Origin of the sequence: Pimelobacter simplex, assembly GCF_900114845.1 — a bacterium.
In the GTDB taxonomy this organism is placed as follows: Bacteria; Actinomycetota; Actinomycetes; order Propionibacteriales; family Nocardioidaceae; genus Nocardioides; species Nocardioides simplex.
The window spans coordinates 153898-171164 of record NZ_FOUK01000006.1 but is presented as its reverse complement, the minus strand read 5'-3'; the positions used below and the strand labels follow the sequence as shown (position 1 = coordinate 171164).

Below are 17267 nucleotides of genomic sequence, written 5' to 3'. Positions count from 1 at the left end.
CGTAGGAGCCCGTCGTGAGTGATCCCTCCGGCCCCGGCCCGGTGATCGGCCGCACCGTGGCCGACTCGACGCCCCACCACCCGCCACGCCCGCGCCCGGCGGGCCGGCCGAACGTGCTCGTCGTCCTGCTCGACGACATCGGGTTCGGCCAGCTCGGCACGTTCGGCGGCGAGATCGAGACGCCCACGATCGACCGGATCGCCGGCCAGGGCCTGCGCTACAACCGCTTCCACGTGACGGCGATGTGCTCGCCCAGCCGGGCCTCGCTGCTCACCGGCCGCAACTCCCACGCGGTCGGCATCGGCTTCCTCGCCGACATGCCCGGCGGCTATCCCGGCTACAGCGGGCGGATCCCGGCGTCCGCCGCCACCCTGCCGCGGATCCTGCGCGACGCCGGGTGGAGCACGATGGCCGTCGGCAAGTGGCACCTGACCCCGCGCAACGACCGCACCGCCGCCGGGCCGTTCGGCACCTGGCCGCTGGGGCAGGGCTTCGAGCGCTTCTACGGCTTCCTCCACGGCGACGCCAACCAGTGGACGCCGACGCTCTACCGCGACAACTCGCCGGTCGAGCCGCCCGCGACCCCGGAGCAGGGCTACCACCTCACCGAGGACCTGGTCGACGAGGCGGTGCGGATGGTCAAGGACCAGAAGCACGCCGCTCCGGACAAGCCGTTCCTGATGTACCTCGCCCCCGGGGCGGGACACGCGCCGCACCAGGTGCCGTCCCCGTGGATCGACCGGTACGCCGGCCGCTTCGACGACGGCTGGGAGCGTCTGCGCGAGCGGGTCTTCGCGCGCCAGCAGGCCGCGGGGCTCGTCCCCGAGGGCACCACGCTGCCGCCCCGGCCCCCGTGGGTGCAGGACTGGGCCGACCTCGGCGCCGACGAGCGCCGTCTCTTCGCGCGGTACGCCGAGGCGCACGCCGGCTTCGTCGCGCACTTCGACCACCACCTCGGCCGGCTGCTCGACACCCTGGAGGAGCTGGGGATCCTCGACGACACGATCGTCCTGCTCACCTCGGACAACGGCGCCAGCGCCGAGGGCGGGCAGATCGGCTCGCTCAACGAGCACCGCTTCGGGTTCGGCGTCGGCGACGACCTCGACGACAACCTCGCCGCGATCGACGACATCGGCGGCTGGCGGGGCTACAACCACTACCCGTGGGGCTGGGCGTGGGCGGGCAACACCCCGTTCCACCTGTGGAAGCGCTACTCCTGGCTCGGCGGCGTCCGGGTCCCGATGGTGCTGAAGCCGCCCCGGGGGGTCGCCGAGCCCGGTGGGATCCGCGAGCAGTGGTGCCACATCGTCGACGTCGCGCCGACGGTGCTCGACCTGTGCGGGGTCGCCGCGCCCGACCAGGTCGACGGCGTCGCGCAGCAGCCGATGGCGGGCGCCTCGCTGCGCGGGACCCTGGCCGATCCTGCGGCGCCGGCGCCGCGGACCACGCAGTACTTCGAGATGCTCGGCTCGCGCTCGATCATCCACGACGGCTGGAAGGCCACCACCGACCACGTCTCCACCGGCGTCGACGACGAGCGGCTGCTGCCCGGCAGCCGCGACTTCGCGACCGACCGCTGGTGCCTCTACCGGCTGGACGACGACTTCTCCGAGGCGCACGACCTCGCCGACCAGCACCCCGACGTGGTCGCCGACCTGGCCGCGCGGTGGGAGGCGGAGGCCGCGGCCAACCAGGTGTTCCCCCTGACCGACGGGCTCTACGGCCACCTGCCCGGCATCGAGCCGCCGCTGTGGCCGGTGCCCGAGCGGCTCGTCGTCCGGCCCGGCGCGAACCCGGTCGCCGACGAGGCCGTCCCCTCGCTCGCGCTGGGGGCGCTCGTCGAGGCGGACGTCGTCGTACCGGACGGGGGAGGGGAGGGCGTGCTCGCCGCGATCGGCGACTGGTCGAACGGCTGGGCACTCGTCGTGGTCGACGGCTGCCCGCGCTTCCTGCTCAACGCCACCAGCACGCCGTACGACGTCACGTCGGCCGCGCCGCTCACCCCCGGCCCGCACACGGTCGGGTTCCGCCTGGCCGGGGCCGACGGCGTCCTGCTGGTCGACGGGGCCGAGGTCGCCCGGGCGCCGTTCGTGCAGGGCATGGGCGCGAGCGGCATCCAGATCGGCGGCGGCGGGCTCCGGCTCGGCCACGACGCGGGGTTCCCGGTCAGTGACGCCTATGCGCCGCCGTTCGCGTGGACCGGCGAGCTGAGGTCGGTGACGTTCACCGGTGGCCGGGCGCTGGCCGAGCGCGACGCCGATCAGGCCCGGCTGGCGGCGCTGCTGCGGTCGGAGTGAGCGGTGCGGGCGAGGTGGTCGCGCAGCAGCGTTGCCACCCGCTCGGGCGCCTCGTAGGGCGCCAGGTGGCCCACCCCGTCGAGCACCTCGAGCCGCCCGTCCGCGACGCCGTCGGCGACCTCGGCGAGCACGACGGGCGGGGTGGCGACGTCGTCGGCACCGGCCACGGCGAGCACCGGCACGGCGACCTCGCCGAGCCGGTCGCGCACGTCGAAGCCGCCGAGGGCCGCGCACACCCGGGCGTAGCCCTCGGGGTCGACGCGGGCGAGGTCCCGGAGAGCGGCGTCCCGCCGATCCTCGGCGATCGCGCTGCCGAACCACCGCGCCGGTGAGGAGACCACCATCGGCGCCGTCCCCTCGGCGCGCACGAGCGCGGCCCGGTCGGCCCAGCCGGCCGGACCCCCGAACGAGGCCGCACTGCAGAGCACGGTGAGCGACGAGAGCCGGTCGGGGTGGTCGAGGGCGAGCTGGAGGCCGACCGCGCCGCCGACGGAGTCGCCGGCGTAGGCGAACGGCACGTCCGCCCCGAGGGCCTCGCTGACGGCGGCGAGCACCGCGTCGGCGAGCACCGCCATCGAGAAGCCCGGTGTGAGCCGGTCGGCGGCGGGGCTGTGGCCGTGGCCGGGCAGGTCCCAGCCGAGCACGTTCCAGCCCTCCAGCCGGGTGGCGACCTCGCCCCAGAGCCGGTCGGTCGTCGTCCCGAGCGACGGGCCGACCACCAGCAGCGGGCGTCGTGGGGCGCCGGCGAGGTGGCGCAGGGCGAGCTGGGGGCGCACGGGCGGCCTCAGATCGCCGACGGGTGCGTGGTCAGCGGGGTGACCTCGATCCGCATGTAGGGGAAGAGCGGCAGGCTCGACAGGATCTCGTGCAGGCGCGCGTTCGACTCCACGTCGAACACGCTGATGTTCGAGTAGTGCCCGACGATGCGCCACAGGTGGGCCCACTCGCCGTTGCGCTGCAGCTCCTGGGAGTACGCCCGCTCCCGCGCGACCACGTCCTCCCTCACGGAAGGGTCGAGGTCGCGCGGGATGTCGACGTCCATCCGGACCTGGAACAGCATCAGCCGCGCACCGGGTCCAGGACGAAGCTGTAGTCGACGGTGACCGAGCCGTCGGCCTGGGGCTGCGGCGCCAGCATCAGCTCGGGCTTGACGGCCGAGGCGATGTCGTCGTCGTTGTGCTCGTCGCCGGGGAAGTAGAGCTGCGCGGTGAGCAGCTCGTGGCCGGGTGCGGAGACCTTGACGTGCAGGTGGGCCGGACGCCACGCGTGCCAGCCGGCGGCGGCGATGAGCTTGCCGCAGGAGCCGTCGGTCGGGATCTGGTACGGCGCGGGCTGGATCGTGTGGATCTCGAAGGCGCCGTCGGCACCGACCCGGAAGTTGCCGCGCAGGTTCCACTCGGGGATGCCCGGCGCGAACTGCGAGTAGAAGCCGTCGCTGTCGGCGTGCCAGAGCTCGACGAGAGCGCCGTCGAGCGGCGTGCCGTCGGTCGAGGTGACCGTGCCGGTCCACGCCAGCGGCGTCCCGGCCTCGCCCTCGCGCATCTCGATGGTGCCCTTCGCGCCCTGCTCGGGGGCGCCGGGGACGTAGTACGGACCCTCGATGGAGCCCTTGTTGCCCTCGCGGTGGGCGGTGTTGACGTCCTCGACGACGTGCTCGAGCCACACGTCGAGGAAGAGCGGCCACTCGCCGTCCTCGCCGACGCCGATCATCCACGCCTTGAGCGCGTTGAACTCGTCGTAGGTGACCTTCTCGTCGCGGACCGTCTGGTAGACGGCCTCCAGCACGCGCCGGGCCAGGCGGTCGACCCGCTCGGGCGGGGTGTCCTTGACCGCGGCGTAGGGCGACTTGTCGGAGTGGAAGCGCTCGGTGGCGCTGGCGCCGGAAGCGGCGGCGGTGGCGACCTCGGTGGTCATGGCGGTTGTCCTCTCGGGTTGTTTCAGCTGTCGGTGCGGTAGTGGCGGAGCTTGTCGTCGTCGATCTCGATGCCGAGGCCGGCGCCGGGGCGGAGGGCGAGCTCGCCGTTCTCGATGCGAAGCGGCTCAGTGAGCAGGTCGTCGCTCATGTCGAGGAAGTTCGAGAGCTCGCCGGCGTGCACGCTGCTGCGCTGGTGGGCGGCCCCGAACGCGACGGTGCAGATCGAGCCGAGCTGGCCGTCGATCTGGTTGCCCATGACCACCTCGAGGCCGAGTCCCTCGGCGAGGTGGAGGACCCGCTGCGAACCGGTGAAGCCGGTGCGCGCGGTCTTGATCGAGATCGCGGTGGCCGAGCCGCCGAGCACCTCGCGGGTCACCTCGGCGGGCGTCGTGGCCGACTCGTCGGCGATGAAGGGGACGTCGAGCTGCTGGACCAGCCAGCGCCGGCCCAGGACGTCGTCCGCGGGGCTGAGCTCCTCGGCGAACGCGAGGTCGAGGTCGGCCATCTGGCGCATCGCGCGGGCGGACTCCGAGGCGGTCCAGCCGCGGTTGCCGTCGACGTACAGGACGACGTCGGGGCCGAGCCCCTCGCGCAGCGCGCGGACCACGGCGACGTCGAGCGAGGCGGGGCGCCGTCCGACCTTGACCTTGAACGTCGTGATGCCGTGCACGTCGCGCATCCGCTCGGCCTCGTCGACCATCGCCTGCGGCTGGTCGAAGCCGAGCATGTGGGAGACCCGCATCCGGTCGGTGTAGCCGCCGAGCAGCTCGGTGACGGTGAGCCCGAGGGTGCGGCCGAGCGCGTCGCCGACGGCCATGTCGATGGCGGCCTTGGCCGTCGGGTTGCCGACGGTGCGGCCGAGCAGCGCCGCCAGCTGCTCGCGGTCGGTCAGCGAGAGGCCGACCACCTGGGGGGCGAAGATCGTCTCGATCACCGCGATGATGCCGCGCTGCGTTTCGCCGTACGTGAACGGGCGCGGCGGGGCCTCGGCGACGCCGACGATCCCGTCGTCGGTGCGGACGCGGACCAGGACGTGGTCGGCGACGTGCACCTCGCCGCTGGCGAACTTCAGCGGCTTGACGTAGGGGATCCGGAACGGGATCGCCTCGATCGCGGTGATCTTCACGGGGTCCTCAGCTCGTGGGGGAGGGATGCGGGGAGAAGAAGCCGTGCCGGTCGAGGACGTCGAGCGCGCCGACGACCAGCGCCGACGGCTCGTCGGCCCGCCAGGCCAGGGACAGGTCGATGGTCGCGGCCTCGGCGACGTCGCGGAACACGACGCCCTTGAGCTGCATGCTGCGCACCGACTCGGGGACGAGCGCGACGCCCAGGTGGGCGGCGACCAGCGCGAGCAGCGCCGCCGTCCCGGGAGCGCGGTGGGTGATGTTGGGGGAGAAGCCGGCCCGGCGGCAGCTCGACTGCATCGCCTCGTTGACCGCCGAGCGGGTGTCGGCGTAGGCGACGAACTCGTCGGCGGACACGTCGACGACCTCCAGCGCGGGCTCGGCGACGAGCCGGTGGTCGGTTGGCAGGGCGAGGACGAGCGGCTCCTGCAGCAGCGTGCGGGTCTCGATGCCGGGCTCGGCCACCGGGCCGCGCAGGACGCCGAGGTCGAGCCGCCCGTCGAGCAGCCGCTCCACCTGCGCGGGGGTGAGCAGGTCGGCCTGCACCTCGAGGACGACGCCGGGCAGCGCCGAGCGGATCATCCGGGACAGCCGGGCGAGCTGGGTGAACGCGCTGGTGCCGGTGAAGCCGACCCGGAGCAGCCCGCGGCTGCCCTCGGCGATGCTCTTGGCGCCCAGCACCGACGCGTCGAGGTCGCCGAGGATCCGGCGCACCTCGCGGTGGAAAAACTCGCCGGCCGGGGTCAGCGCGACCTGGCGGGTCGTGCGAGCGAGGAGCAGCACGCCCAGCTCGGCCTCGAGCCGACGGATCGCCTGGGACAGCGCCGGCTGGGCCAGGTGCAGGCGCTCGGCGGCCTGGCCGAAGTGACAGGTCTCGGCGACGGCGTCGAAGTAGCGCAGCTGCTTGAGGTCCATGGTCACCTCCTCGGGGGCGTCGGGCCGGTGTGGTGGTCGTCACGCGGCTCGTTCACGCTAGATCCGAGGGATCCAGAAACACAAAGACGAATAGTTCGGGGATTCATAACTCCCGATTATGAATCCTCCCGGGGCGGGAGGGCAGTTTCACCGCCTAGGCGGTGAAACTGCCGCCCACCAGCTCACCCAGCACCCCCAGCGTCCGCTGCAGGTGCGGCTCGGTGCGCTCGGCCCGGTACGCCGCAGCGAGCTCGACCGAGCGCGCGGGCCGCACCAGCGGCCGGTAGGCCACACCTGCCAGTGCCAGCGCCCCCACCGGCTCCGGGACGACGGCCGCGCCGAGCCCACCCGCCACGAGCGTCACCAGCGTCGAGGTCTCGCCGACCTCGTGCCGGATCTGCGGCACGACACCGGCGTCGGCGAACAGGCCGCGCACCACGTCGTACATGGCGGAGCGGCGGCCGGCCGAGTGCACGATCAGGTCGGTGCCCGCGAGGTCGGCGACCCGGACCTGCCGGCGTCCTGCCAGCGGGTGGGCCGTCGGGACGGCGACGACGAGGCGCTCCTCGCGCAAGGTTGTGACGCTCAGGCCGGCGTCGTCGACGGGCGGGCGGAGCAGCGCGATGTCGATCTCGCCGGCGCGCAGGGCGTCGACCTGGTCGGCGACGAGCATCTCGCCCCGGAACGCGAAGTCGACGCCGGGCAGCTCGTCGGCCAGGCGCCGGGACAGGTCCGGCAGCAGGCTGTAGGTCGCCGAGCCGACGCACCCGATCGCCAGCCGCCCGATCACGCCGGCCGCCACCCGTCGCGCCTCCTCGGCGGCGGCGTCCACCGACCCGAGGATCGCCCGGGCGCGCTCGAGGTACGCCGTCCCCGCCTCGGTCAGGTCGACCCGGCGGGTCGTGCGGACGAAGAGGTCGACGCCCAGCTCCGCCTCCAACCGCCGGATCTGCTGGGAGAGCGGCGGTTGGGCCATGTGCAGGCGCTCGGCGGCGCGGCCGAAGTGCCGTTCCTCGGCGACGGTCACGAAGTACCGGAGGTGGCGCAGCAGATCCATATCCGAACTCGTCTCAGATCGGTCTGATATTGATACTTCACAATATCAAGCCTCCAGCCTACGGTCGGAGCCGTGAGCGCCTACGTCTACTCCGCGGTCCGCACGCCGTTCGGCAAGTTCAACGGGAGCCTCGCCGACGTGCGTCCCGACGACCTCGCCGCGGGCGTGGTCCGCGCCGCCCTCGCTCGGACGCCGGACCTCGATCCCGCCGCCATCGGCGACGTCGTCTGGGGCAACGCCAACGGCGCGGGCGAGGACAACCGCAACGTCGGCCGGATGGCGGTCCTGCTCGCAGGTCTGCCCGTCAGCGTCCCGGCCACGACGGTCAACCGGCTCTGCGGCTCCAGCCTGGACGCCGTCCTCGTCGGCTCGCGGACCATCGAGACCGGCGACGCCGACGTCGTGCTCACCGGCGGCGTCGAGTCGATGACCCGCGCCCCCTGGGTGCTCCCCAAGCCGTCGCGCCCGTTCCCCGCCGGCGACGTCACCGCCGTCTCGACCGCACTCGGCTGGCGCCTGGTCAACCCCGCGATGCCGTCCGAGTGGACCGTCAGCCTGGGGGAGGCCAACGAGCAGCTGCAGGAGCGCTTCGGCATCTCCCGCGAGCGCCAGGACGCCTTCGCCGCCCGATCGCACCGGCTCGCCCACCAGGCCTGGGAGGACGGCTTCTACGACGACCTCGTCGTCCCCGTCGACGGCGTCGACCTGGCCCGCGACGAGGGCATCCGCGCGGGCAGCACGCCCGAGACCCTGGCCGGGCTCAAGCCGGTCTTCCGCAAGGACGGCACGATCACCGCTGGCAACGCGTCCCCCCTGAGTGACGGTGCCTCCGCCGTCCTACTGGGCTCGGAGCGCGCAGCCGGCCTGATCGGCACCGACCCGATCGCCCGCGTCGCCGGCCGAGGCGCCTTCGCCCTCGAGCCCCAGGCCTTCGGCTACGCCCCGGTCGAGGCCGCCAACCTGGCCCTCGCGCGGGCCGGCATCTCGTGGTCCGACGTGGGCGCCGTCGAGCTCAACGAGGCGTTCGCCGTCCAGTCCCTCGCGTGCGTCGACGCCTGGAGGATCGACCCCGAGATGGTCAACACCCGCGGCGGCGCCATCGCGCTCGGCCACCCCCTAGGTGCCTCCGGCGGCCGCATCGTCGGCACCCTCGCGGCGACACTTCGCGAGCGTGGCGCCCGGTGGGGGGTCGCGGCGATCTGCATCGGCGTCGGGCAGGGCCTGGCCGTCGTCCTCGAGAACGAGGAGGCGCGCTGATGGCCCGCACCGCGCTGCTCGACACGGTCGACGAGGCCGTCGCCGGGATCGAGGACGGATCGACCGTCCTGGTGGGCGGCTTCGGCCTGGCCGGCATGCCGTTCGACCTGATCGACGCCCTCATCCGCCAGGGCGCGAAGGACCTCACCATCGTGTCCAACAACGCCGGCAACGGCGAGGTCGGGCTCGCCGCCCTCCTCAAGGCGGGCAGGGTGCGCAAGGTGGTCTGCTCGTTCCCGCGGCAGGCCGACTCCTACGTCTTCGACGAGCTCTACCTCGCCGGCCGGATCGAGCTCGAGGTCGTGCCGCAGGGCAACCTCGCCGAGCGGATGCGCGCCGCCGGCGCCGGGATCGGCGCCTTCTACAGCCCCACCGCGGTCGGCACGCCACTGGCCGAGGGCAAGGAGGTCCGCGACTTCGACGGGCGTCCCTATCTGCTGGAACTCCCCATCAAGGGCGACTACGCGCTCGTCTCGGCCGATCGCGCCGACCGGCTCGGCAACCTCGTCTACCGCAAGACCGCCCGCAACTTCGGCCCGGTGATGGCGGCGGCCGCCACCACCACGATCGTCCAGGTGAGCGAGGTCGTCGCCACCGGCGAGCTCGATCCCGAGGCCGTCGTCACGCCGTCCATCTACGTCGACCGCGTCGTCGCCGCCGAGGCGCGGCACTACACCGTCCAGGGGGCACGATGACCACCGAGCACGTCGACCGCGGGCCGCTCTCGATGGACGAGCTCGCCGAGGTGATCGCCCGTGACATCCCCGAGGGCTCGTTCGTCAATCTCGGCATCGGCCAGCCCACCAAGATCGCCGACCACCTGCCGGCCGAGCGGGGCGTCGTCCTCCACACCGAGAACGGCATGCTCGGCATGGGCCCCGCCGCCCACGGCGACGACGTGGACGCCGACCTGACCAATGCCGGCAAGGTGCCCGTCACCGAGCTGCCGGGGGCGTCGTACTTCCACCACGCCGACTCGTTCGCCATGATGCGCGGCGGCCACCTCGACGTGTGCGTCCTGGGCGCCTACCAGGTCGCCGGCAACGGCGACCTCGCCAACTGGCACACCGGCAAGCCCGGCGCCATCCCCGCCGTCGGCGGCGCGATGGACCTCGCGATCGGCGCCAAGGACGTCCTCGTGATGATGTCCCTCTTCGGCAAGGACGGCTCGCCCAAGCTCGTCCCGGCGTGCACCTACCCGTTGACCGGGGTCGGCTGCGTCAGCCGGGTCTACACCGACCACGGCGTCTTCGAGCTCGGTGGCGACGTCGTCGTGGTGCGCGAGACGTGGGGGGCCTCGGTCGCGGAGCTCCGCGAGCGGCTCGACCTCCCGTTGGCTACAAAGGACGAGTGAGCCCGGACGCCGACGCCGGTCGCCAGGCCCTGCGTCGCTTCTTCAGCCCTGACGGCCGCCTGCTCGACCTGCCGGACCGCCACTCCCGACGCCGGTTCCTGCTCGCCCACGTCGCGCGGCGCCTCGAGCCGGGCCGCGACCACGACTGGCGCGAGGTCGACGAGCTGCTCCGCGAGATCCACCATGACCATGCGGCGCTGCGCCGCGCACTCGTCGACGAGGGCTTCCTGGTCCGCGCCGACGACGTCTACCGCCGCATCGCCCCGTAGTTCCCCGGTTCGCCGTTGGCGAACGCCGGAACACCCCGCCCCGGTAGGGCATTGAACGGTTCATGACGAACCCGATCCAGCTTCCGGTGCTGTTCCTCTCCGATGTGGTGGTGCTTCCCGGGATGGTGGTCCGGGTCGAGCTCGACGAGCCCGCCCGTGCCGCCATCGACGCCGCCCAGCTGGCCGCTCGCGAGTCGGGCGACCCCGCGCAGGTCCTGGTCGCCCCGCGTCTCGAGGACCACTACGCGTCGTACGGCGTCGTGGCGACCGTCGAGAAGGTCGGCCGGTTCTCCGGCGGCGCGCCCGCCGCCGTCCTCAAGGCCGGCGGCCGGGCTCGCATCGGCAGCGGCGTGACCGGCCCCGGTGCGGCCCTGTGGGTCGAGGTCGACGAGGTCGACACCGGCACGGTCACCGACGAGGTGCGCGCGCTCGCCGACGAGTACAAGTCGCTCGTCGTCGGGCTCCTGCAGCGTCGCGAGGCCTGGCAGGTCGCCGACACGGTCACCCGGATCGACGACCCGGCCATCCTGGCCGACACCGCCGGCTACGCGCCCTGGCTCTCCGACGACCGCAAGCGCCAGCTGCTCGAGACCCCCGACGTCGCGGAGCGGCTGCGGCTGGTCGTCGAGTGGACCCGCGACCACGTCGCCGAGTCCGAGGTCAGCGACAAGATCGACTCCGAGGTGCGCGAGTCGCTGGAGAAGTCCCAGCGCGAGTTCCTGCTGCGCCAGCAGCTCGCCGCGATCCGCAAGGAGCTCGGTGAGGGCGACCCCGAGGGAGGGGACGACTACCGCAGCCGGATCGAGGCGGCCGACGTGCCGGACGCCGTGCGCGAGGCGCTGCTGCGCGAGGTCGACAAGCTGGAGCGCTCCAGCGACCAGAGCCCCGAGGCGGGCTGGATCCGCACCTGGCTCGACACCGTCCTCGACCTGCCCTGGTCGGTGCGCACCGAGGACGACAACGACGTCGCCGCGGCCCGCTCCGTCCTCGACGCGGACCACCACGGTCTCGACGAGGTGAAGGACCGGATCACCGAGTACCTCGCCGTCCGCGCGCGCCGTGCCGAGCGCGGCCTCGAGGTCGTCGGCGGGCGCGGGTCGGGCGCCGTCGTCCTGCTCGCCGGGCCTCCGGGCGTCGGCAAGACGTCGCTCGGCGAGTCCGTCGCGCGGGCACTCGGCCGCAAGTTCGTGCGCGTCGCCCTCGGCGGCGTCCGCGACGAGGCGGAGGTCCGCGGGCACCGTCGTACGTACGTCGGCGCACTGCCCGGTCGCATCGTCCGCGCGATCAAGGAGGCCGGCTCGATGAACCCGGTCGTCCTGCTCGACGAGGTCGACAAGGTCGGCTCGGACTACCGCGGCGACCCCGCCGCGGCGCTGCTCGAGGTGCTCGACCCCGCGCAGAACCACACCTTCCGCGACCACTACCTCGAGCTCGACCTGGACCTGTCCGACGTCCTGTTCATCGCCACGGCGAACGACATCGGCTCGATCCCGGCCGCCCTGCTCGACCGCATGGAGCTCGTCTCCATCGACGGCTACACCGAGGAGGACAAGGTCGCCATCGCCCGCGACTTCCTGGTGCCGCGCCAGCTCGAGCGGGCTGCGCTGACCGCCGACGAGGTCACCATCAGCGACGACGCGCTGCGCGAGATCGCCGCCAACTACACCCGCGAGGCGGGCGTCCGGCAGGTCGAGCGGCTCCTCGCCAAGGCCTTCCGCAAGGCGACCGCACAGCTGGCCGCCGGGTCCGCGACCCGGGTCGACATCGACGTCGCCTCATTGGTCGACCTCATCGGCCGGCCCCGGTTCACCCCTGACGTCGCCGAGCGGACCTCGGTCCCCGGCGTCGCCACCGGTCTCGCCGTCACCGGCATGGGCGGGGACGTCCTCTACGTCGAGACCTCCGTCGCGACCGGCGAGCCCGGCCTGACCGTGACCGGCCAGCTCGGCGACGTCATGAAGGAGTCCGCGCGGATCGCCCTCTCCTGGGTGCGCTCCCACGCGGACGAGCTCGGGATCCCCGCCTCGGCCTTCGAGCGCTCGATCCACGTGCACTTCCCCGCGGGCGCCGTGCCCAAGGACGGGCCGTCGGCCGGCGTCACCATGGTCACCGCCCTCGTCTCGCTGCTCACCGGCCGCCCGGTGCGCTCCGACATCGCGATGACCGGCGAGGTCACCCTGTCCGGCCGGGTGCTCCCGATCGGCGGGGTGAAGCAGAAGCTCCTCGCCGCCCAGCGGGCCGGGGTCGCCGAGGTGTTCATCCCCGAGCGGAACCGGCCGGACCTGGACGACGTGCCGGCCGAGATCCTGGAGCAGCTCACCGTCACGCCGGTCGGTGCGGTCACCGAGATCCTGGAGCGGGCGCTCGTCCAGGCCGCCGCCGGGGCCGAGGGTGTGGCGGGCGAGGGCGGCGTCGCCGCGGCCTGATCCGCACCTCCTCCGTCCCACCTCCACCACAGAAGGCCACCTGTCATCCACAGGTGGCCTTCTGCGTGTGCGGTCTCCACAGCCCCCGACCTGTCGTTCCCGGCTATCGACGATTCGCGTGAGGGTCGGTCCATGGACCTTCAACCGCCACCGAAAGTGAGGCACCATGACGACCATGGCCGCATCCCCTGCTGGGCTGCTCACCCGCGAAGACCTCGACCGGATGCCCGACGACGGCAACCGGTACGAGCTGATCGAGGGTGAGATCGTCGTGTCCGCCGCCCCGATCCTGGCTCACCAGGTCGCAGCCGCCCGCCTGGTCATCACCCTCGCTGCCGCCTGTCCCGACCAGCTCGAGGTCCTCCACGCGCCGGTCGACGTCGTGCTGGGCGAGCACACCGTCGTCCAGCCCGACGTCCTCGTTCTCGATCCCGCCGCGACCGACGACCGTGGGCTCAACGGTCCGCCCCTCCTGGCCGTCGAGGTGCTCTCCCCGAGCACTCGCGGACGCGACCTCGGCCAGAAGAAGCGCGTCTACGAGCAGGCCGGCGTCGCCGCCTACTGGGTGGTCGACGTCGCCGGCGACGAGGTCGCCCTCACTGCCTGGGAGCTGCGCGACGGCACCTTCGCCGCCGCCGCGGCGATCGCCGGCGACGAGACCTGGACGGCGGCTGTGCCCTTCGACGTCACCGTCGTCCCCGCCCGGCTGCGCCGCTGACGGCGACCCGCCGCCCGCGCGGCCTCAGCGGCCGGCGAGCTCGTCCCCGGCGTCGACGATCCGGTAGGCGTACCCCTGCTCGGCGAGGAACCGCTGCCGGTTCTGGGCGAACTCGGCGTCGACCGTGTCGCGCGCGACGATCGTGTAGAAGTGCGCGATCTTGCGCTCGCCGTCCGGCCCGGGGTCGCCGGGACGGAGCAGGCGGCCGAGGCGCTGGGCCTCCTCCTGGCGGGAGCCGAACGAGCCCGACACCTGGATCGCCACCTCGGCGGTGGGCAGGTCGATGGAGAAGTTCGCGACCTTCGACACGACGAGCAGCCCGATCTCGCCGGACCGGAAGGCGTCGAAGAGGCGCTGGCGCTCCTTGACCGGGGTCTGGCCGGTGATGACGGGGGCGTCCAGCGCGGTGGCGAGCTCCTCGAGCTGCTCGAGGTACTGCCCGATCACCAGGGTCGGCTGGCCGGAGTGGCGGGTGACCAGGTCGCGGACGACGCCGACCTTCTCGGGGGTGCAGGCGGCGAGGCGGTAGCGCTCCTCGGGCTCGGCGGTCGCGTAGGTCATCCGGGAGGCGTCGGGCAGCGAGACCCGGACCTCGATGCAGTCGGCGGGCGCGATCCAGCCCTGCGCCTCGATGTCCTTCCACGGGGCGTCGTACCGCTTGGGGCCGATGAGGGAGAACACGTCGCCCTCACGCCCGTCCTCGCGGACGAGCGTGGCGGTCAGGCCGATCCGGCGGCGCGCCTGGAGGTCGGCGGTCATCCGGAAGATCGGAGCAGGGAGGAGGTGCACCTCGTCGTACACGATGAGGCCCCAGTCGCGGGCGTCGAACAGCTCGAGGTGCGGGTAGACGCCCTTCCGCTTGGTCGTGATGACCTGGTAGGTCGCGATGGTGACGGGGCGGATCTCCTTGACGGTGCCGGAGTACTCGCCGATCTCGTCGGGCGTCAACGAGGTACGACGGACGAGCTCGTCCTTCCACTGCCGGGCGCTCACGGTGTTGGTCACCAGGATCAGGGTCGTCGCCCGGGCGTGGGCCATGGCGGCCGCACCGACGAGCGTCTTGCCCGCCCCGCAGGGCAGGACGACGACGCCGGAGCCGCCGTGCCAGAACGACTCGGCGGCGTCGCGCTGGTAGTCGCGCAGCGTCCAGCCGTCCTCGGCGAGGTCGATGGCGTGGGCCTCGCCGTCGACGTAGCCGGCGTAGTCCTCTGCCGGCCAGCCGAGCTTGAGGAGGGCCTGCTTGAGGTTGCCGCGCTCCGAGGGGTGCACGGCGACGGTGTCGTCGTCGAGACGGCTGCCGAGCATGCCGGCGATCTTCTTGGCGCGCAGCACCTCCTCGAGCACCGGCCGGTCGGACGAGGCGAGGACGAGGCCGTGGGTGGGGTGCTTCTCCAGCCGGAGCCGGCCGTAGCGCGCCATCGTCTCGGCGACGTCGACGAGGAGGGCGTGGGGCACCGGGTAGCGCGAGTAGGCGAGCAGGGTGTCGACGACCTGCTCGGCGTCGTGGCCGGCAGCGCGGGCGTTCCAGAGACCGAGGGGGGTGAGGCGGTAGGTGTGGATGTGCTCGGGCGAGCGCTCCAGCTCGGCGAACGGCGCGATCGCCTTGCGGCACTCGGCGGCCTGAGGATGGTCCACCTCGAGGAGCAGGGACTTGTCCGACTGCACGATCAGGGGTCCATCGGTCACCGGTCGAGTCTACGTGCCGGTCGGTACCACCCGGCTGATGCGGTGCACGGCATAGCGACGCTCGGCATCGAGGTCGTCCGGCTCGGCGTCGGCGTCGCGGGCGGTGAGCTGGCCGCCCTCGACGCTCAGCGGCCGGATGGCGCGCTCGGCGACCACGCCCTGGTTGTCGGTGAACCCGATGAGGACGATCCCGCGCCGCTCGATCGCGTCCCGCAGCGCGGAGAGCACCCCGCCGCCGGCGACGGAGGCCGAGGCGGGCCGGTTCCGGGCGGCCTCGTCGCCGTCGCGCAGGGCCGTCACGGCGGCGGCGACCTGGGCCGACTGACGGGCGGCGGCGCGGGCGGTGTCGGCGACCTCGCGAGTGCGGGGGGTCCGGGCGCGGAGGGCCTCGGCGGCGCCGACGCGGACGACGCCGTCCGGTCCCTCGACGACGGGCGCGGCGCCGAGCTCGCGCAGGCGGGGGAGGAGGACGTCGATCGGCACGGTCGAGACGAGCACGGTCGGCGCGATCCGCAGCAGGCCGAGCCCGGCCGCCTTCTGGTGGTTCTCGAGCGCGGCGAGAGCGGCCTCGTCCTCGGAGCGGACGAACGACGACGCGACGCCGACCCGGAGCCGGCCGAAGCTGCGGACGACGTCGTCGATCAGGTAGCTGAGCGGTTGGGGGATCGGCGTCCGGGAGGCGGCGAGGACGAAGGCGTGCAGCTCGGCCGCGGTCCAGCCGGCGTCGAGCGCGCGGCGCACGGAGTCGGCGGTGAAGCGGTACACCGTCGCCGCGCCGTGCGACTCGACGTCCGCGACCTGCTGAAGCTGCCGGGCCAGGTCGGGCTCGAGCGGGCCGGGGGCGACGGCGGTGAGGTCGGCCTGGACCAGCACGTGGTCGACGGGCGGGGGGAGCAGCTCGGCCAGGGCGGGGGCGGGGTCCTCACCGGCGAGGAGGGGCCGGGCGTACGGCGCCAGCGTCTCGGCGCCGGTGATGCCGAGGACAGCCGCCTCGGCGACCGCCCACGCGACGAGGTCCGGCCGGGTGCGGGGCCGCCGGGGGCGCTCCCACGCGAGCCGGGCGACGAGCGAGGGGAGCCCGGTCCCGGCGGCGAGGCCGTGCCCCTCCGGCAGCTCCGCGAGCGCGGCGAGGGCCATCGCCTTGGCCTCGGGCATCCCGGCCGCCGACAGCTCGGGGGTGAGGGCGTTCCAGGGCTTCTGGTCCGGTCCGCGCTCGCCGACCAGCGACGGCAGCCGCGGGCTGGCCAGCCACGCCCGGGCCAGCCGGGACCAGCGCTCGGCGGTGGGCAGCGCGCGCCAGCGGTCGAACTCGGCGGTCGGCACCCACACCTGGTTGCCGTCGGCGTCCGCGCGGGTCCCGAGCAGACCGGCCTCGCCGGCGACCTCGACGACGAGCGCCGCCTCGCTCTCCCCGACCTGGAGGTGGGCCGCGGTCGCCTTGAGCTCGCGCACCCCCAGCCCGGTCGTGCGCAGGGCGGCCGCGGGGCGGTGGCCCCACCACTCGAGCAGCAGCTCGACCCGCCGTACGACGTCGGTGGCGGCGCCGGCCGCCGCGCTGAGCGTGAGTCGCGACGGTCGCTCCGCCGACGCGACCTCCGGGACGACGTCGACCGGCTCGGTCGTCGTCCGCCCGCCGCGCAGGGCGAGCCCGACCTCGCCGGGGACGACGAGCAGGCCGGGCAGCAGCGAGCCGCCGGGGACGAGCAGCCGCAGCGCGATGAGCAGCTCGGCGGGCGTCTCGGCGTCGTCGGGGGACAGCCCGATCCGGGCGCTGCCGGACTTGGCGGTGCCGCCCTCGGCGACGACGTGGTCGAGCATCCGCCGGGCGCCGTCGGGCAGCGCGGCGACGGCGGCGACGATCTCCTCCCGCGGTCGCGGGGTGGAACTGCAGGGGCGCAGCCCGCTGACGCCGGCGTCCCGGCCGCCGATGAGGGCGTCCGAGATCCCGCTGAGCGGGCGCAGTCCCTCGGGGGAGTCCCAGGCGAGCGCGAGGCCGCGCAACCGGTCGAGCACCGCGGCGACGTACCCGGGCTCGGCGTGGACGATCGCGACGAGTTCGGAATCGGTGGTTTGGCCCGCGACCACGAGGGCATCTAGGACCGAAAGCTCGCCTCGGGTGAGGCCGTCGAGCGCGCGAGCGATCGAGCTCCTCACCGCGGCGCGCGAAGCGAGTTGTCCGAAGTCGTGAGGGGCAGGGGTGGCCAGGTCGGGACGTTCCGTGAGCAGGCGTCGGATCCGCTCGTCCGGCC

General features: G+C 73.7%; 15 protein-coding genes. 7 read left to right on the top strand and 8 right to left on the bottom strand.

Translation table 11 applies throughout. The features are described from left to right. Positions 1-14 precede the first annotated feature (14 nt). Positions 15-2297, top strand: a complete 2283-nt coding sequence (locus BM223_RS22960) for an arylsulfatase (protein WP_200887073.1) — start codon at positions 15-17, stop codon at positions 2295-2297. Here BM223_RS22960 and BM223_RS22955 read toward each other — a convergent pair. The 6 genes from BM223_RS22955 to BM223_RS22930 form a co-directional block, all read right to left on the bottom strand. Continuing rightward, the gene (locus BM223_RS22955) at positions 2261-3073 is read right to left on the bottom strand and encodes an alpha/beta fold hydrolase (protein WP_052138299.1); all 813 of its coding nucleotides are present in this window, start codon (positions 3071-3073) and stop codon (positions 2261-2263) included. The two genes, BM223_RS22960 and BM223_RS22955, sit on opposite strands and share 37 nt — an antisense overlap. Positions 3074-3081: 8 nt before the next feature. Next, positions 3082-3357 (bottom strand): muconolactone Delta-isomerase, encoded by a 276-nt coding sequence (gene catC / locus BM223_RS22950; protein WP_038677244.1) that lies wholly within the window; start codon positions 3355-3357, stop codon positions 3082-3084. Beyond that, positions 3357-4211: a catechol 1,2-dioxygenase gene (gene catA / locus BM223_RS22945; RefSeq protein ID WP_038677245.1), complete on the bottom strand. Its 855-nt coding sequence runs from the start codon at positions 4209-4211 to the stop codon at positions 3357-3359. Before catA ends, catC begins: the two co-directional genes overlap by 1 nt. Before the next feature lie 23 nt (positions 4212-4234). Continuing rightward, entirely contained in the window at positions 4235-5338 is a 1104-nt protein-coding gene (locus tag BM223_RS22940) for a mandelate racemase/muconate lactonizing enzyme family protein (protein ID WP_038677246.1), read from the bottom strand. A 7-nt stretch (positions 5339-5345) separates the two neighbouring features. After that, positions 5346-6251 (bottom strand): LysR substrate-binding domain-containing protein, encoded by a 906-nt coding sequence (locus BM223_RS22935; protein WP_038677247.1) that lies wholly within the window; start codon positions 6249-6251, stop codon positions 5346-5348. A gap of 154 nt (positions 6252-6405) precedes the next feature. After that, the gene (locus BM223_RS22930; protein ID WP_038677248.1) at positions 6406-7308 is read right to left on the bottom strand and encodes a LysR family transcriptional regulator; all 903 of its coding nucleotides are present in this window, start codon (positions 7306-7308) and stop codon (positions 6406-6408) included. A gap of 72 nt (positions 7309-7380) precedes the next feature. Here BM223_RS22930 and BM223_RS22925 point away from each other — a divergent pair, with 72 nt between their 5' ends. From BM223_RS22925 to BM223_RS22900, 6 genes are all read left to right on the top strand, one after another. Then, the gene (locus BM223_RS22925) at positions 7381-8565 is read left to right on the top strand and encodes a thiolase family protein (RefSeq protein WP_038677249.1); all 1185 of its coding nucleotides are present in this window, start codon (positions 7381-7383) and stop codon (positions 8563-8565) included. Further along, complete coding sequence (locus BM223_RS22920; protein ID WP_038677250.1) at positions 8565-9260, top strand: 3-oxoacid CoA-transferase subunit A; 696 nt, start codon at positions 8565-8567, stop codon at positions 9258-9260. Before BM223_RS22925 ends, BM223_RS22920 begins: the two co-directional genes overlap by 1 nt. Next, positions 9257-9919: a 3-oxoacid CoA-transferase subunit B gene (locus tag BM223_RS22915; RefSeq protein WP_038677251.1), complete on the top strand. Its 663-nt coding sequence runs from the start codon at positions 9257-9259 to the stop codon at positions 9917-9919. Before BM223_RS22920 ends, BM223_RS22915 begins: the two co-directional genes overlap by 4 nt. After that, positions 9916-10188, top strand: coding sequence for a DUF2087 domain-containing protein (locus tag BM223_RS22910; protein ID WP_038677253.1), 273 nt, complete (start codon positions 9916-9918; stop codon positions 10186-10188). The genes BM223_RS22915 and BM223_RS22910 overlap by 4 nt, the downstream gene beginning before the upstream one ends. A 62-nt stretch (positions 10189-10250) precedes the next feature. Beyond that, entirely contained in the window at positions 10251-12614 is a 2364-nt protein-coding gene (gene lon / locus BM223_RS22905; RefSeq protein WP_038677254.1) for an endopeptidase La, read from the top strand. Between the two features lie 175 nt (positions 12615-12789). Continuing rightward, positions 12790-13332: a Uma2 family endonuclease gene (locus BM223_RS22900; RefSeq protein ID WP_235319162.1), complete on the top strand. Its 543-nt coding sequence runs from the start codon at positions 12790-12792 to the stop codon at positions 13330-13332. Positions 13333-13356: 24 nt separating this feature from the next. On the opposite strand, the gene BM223_RS22895 is transcribed toward BM223_RS22900, so the two are convergent. Both BM223_RS22895 and BM223_RS22890 read right to left on the bottom strand, forming a co-directional pair. Next, on the bottom strand, positions 13357-15018 hold the full coding sequence (locus BM223_RS22895; RefSeq protein WP_038677256.1) for a DNA repair helicase XPB: 1662 nt from the start codon (positions 15016-15018) through the stop codon (positions 13357-13359). Between the two features lie 9 nt (positions 15019-15027). Then, positions 15028-17103 carry a helicase-associated domain-containing protein gene (locus BM223_RS22890; RefSeq protein WP_235319163.1) on the bottom strand — a complete coding sequence of 692 codons (2076 nt, stop codon included), beginning with the start codon at positions 17101-17103 and terminating at the stop codon, positions 15028-15030. Positions 17104-17267 lie beyond the last annotated feature (164 nt).